This is a genomic window from Candidatus Zixiibacteriota bacterium, from assembly GCA_022865345.1.
Lineage (GTDB): Bacteria > Zixibacteria > MSB-5A5 > MSB-5A5 > RBG-16-43-9 > RBG-16-43-9.
This window is the reverse complement of record JALHSU010000221.1, coordinates 1-2235: the sequence shown is the minus strand read 5'-3', so window position 1 is coordinate 2235 and position 2235 is coordinate 1. Positions and strand designations below refer to the sequence as shown.

General features: G+C 42.5%; 1 protein-coding gene. It reads left to right on the top strand.

All coding sequences use genetic code 11. The features are described from left to right. The first annotated feature begins 351 nt into the window (after positions 1 to 351). Complete coding sequence (locus tag MUP17_10740; GenBank protein ID MCJ7459456.1) at positions 352 to 1704, top strand: hypothetical protein; 1353 nt, start codon at positions 352 to 354, stop codon at positions 1702 to 1704. The last annotated feature ends 531 nt before the right edge of the window (positions 1705 to 2235 follow it).

Genomic DNA, 2235 nt, shown 5'->3' with positions numbered 1-2235 from the left:
TGATTTTAAGAAACTTATAGATATGGGTCTTATCAAAAGAAAGGGAAGGGGGAGAGCAACCTATTATCAGCTGAAAGAATAGCCTTAAATATACGCAACCCAGTATTACCGCCAAACCAAAGACATTGAAACCCTGAGGCGGATCCTGGGACACTCTGATATAAGTACAACCACTATTTACATCACCCTGGCTAATATTGATGTAGAAAATAGCATGAAATCCTTTAAGGGATTTTTATAAATTGCTTTTTAGTGTTAAAATTTTTCGCATAGTGTAAATAAAAAAAGAAGCTAATCTTAAAATTAAAAAGGAAATAATTAGTACATTTGGTCATGTAAGGAGGTATAAAAATGGGAATATTTGATTTGTTCAGGCCAAAACCAGAGAGAGAAATAGACACTTTTGAGTTAGACAAAGCCCTGCAAGAAGCTTTTCGTTTGGGAGAGGCTGAAGATACGGCAAGTCGAAAAAAGGCACTCTCTCTGTATCAGACGATTGTGAGGGGTTACCCTGATTGTTTCGTTGCTTGGTTCAACCTAAGTGTGATCCAATATAGGGTTGGACAATGGTGGGCTGCAATCCAATCGTTTTCACAGGCACAGAAATCTTCAGATCTGAGAGTCGTTGCTGCTTTCGCCAAGCTAAAGCTCCTAGTAAAGAATAATAGAGAGGTTCCAGACTCTGATTTACCAGAAGAATTTCGAGGGGAGAACCAAGGTGCCTTGGGTGTCCAGGGACCTTGTCATAATGCAGCGAATGAACTACGCAACCGAGGCTACGATTGCACTGTGGAAGGCGAGAGGAAAAGTTGCTCAATTGTGTCCACGGTCGGGTCGGTAAGATACACTATTACTTTGGGTGATCTGTTGGGCGTACTATTCAAAAACGTTTATCGGGAAGAGGGTGGTCAGCGTATTAACTTGGGTGATGTCAAGAATTTAACCGAGCTTGACGAAGAGTTCATGAGGCTGGAGGTTGGAAGACTTGACTTAGTGCAGGTCCCTATTTCAAAGGCATTGACTGGCGTAGCTTACCGGCGAGTACACGAGGCTGCTTTAAGCAAAACCGGCCCCCACGGGTGGGTACGACGAGGGCGCTCTTTCGAAGAAGAAGTTGCACTGAGAGAGGCGGAGGCTACCCAGCATGGGATGACATTCAAACAAATCCTAAGTATCGAGGAGATTGCTAGAAGCAATTGCAAGACTGGTACAGTGTTTGTCTGTATTCTCAACGGAGAGCCGCATGCCATCGCTATGCTTTACGAAGTTCACGCTGAGCAACTTCCCGGCATCAAAAAATTTGTGGAAGGGGGGGCTTCCCTGCTTCGTGGGGAGTTTTTTTCAATGCCAGAATATCCACTTATCCACATCGGCTTGGGCATTCCAGTCCAATTCCTTGATGACACCCGGTTTGAGACTGCCATCGTAGAAAGCGTGATGAACTTTATGGAGGCAAACTTCCAAGACTGGGTAGCTACCGTGGAAGCCAAGAAATACACGTTACTTTATGTTTTCGGGCCGGACCATTCTTACATTGCGACCGGACGTATGAATCTGGATGCGAAAATCGTCACTGACATTGTTGACGCGGTGAACCGAGCGAACTCAGCTTTCAAGAAGATCCCTGCAACGGCTTTGGATTTTAAAAAGGCTGTAGCTGTATTTTTTGAGCAGCACCCGAAGCCGTTCATTTGGAGCTCGTAATGCACCAAAGTCGTGATACTCATAGCAAAACATTGCTGCATAACCTGCGCTTACCAGCCGATACGCTCTGCTGATATAATATAAGGCGACCAACAGTGTATAACACAGCATAAAAGGTTCGTGCCTTCAGCACTTCGCCTAAATTCCTCGCTTCGCTCGGAACTTCAGATACGCTCAGCCGTTGTACGAAAGTGGCTCTGCTCCTATGGTATAAGCAAGTAATATTTTCCAAAATCCGTTGCTTTTTACAGTGATTTTTTATCTTCAGGTTTATCAAAATAAAGTTTTATCTCTTCCAGGATCCATTACCTGGTTTGGAGACAAAATCCGTTACTTTTTTTAAAGTTTTACCCACGCCTAAATGGGGCTAAATTCATAATAAATTTTCTAATCAAACCAGGCACAAATAAAATTTTTCAAAGGAATTGAGGTTCCAAAAGCTGAACTTCTATAATTTTGTCATTTTTTTATGGCTGGTTTTTTTATAAATGCGGTTGTTTAAAGTAGAATAATTACTTATTTAAATAGACT

Coding starts and splice junctions, on each gene's coding strand:
- MUP17_10740 (MCJ7459456.1), top strand. CDS start 352: ATGGGAATATTTGATTTGTTCAGGCCAAAACCAGAGAGAGAAATAGAC.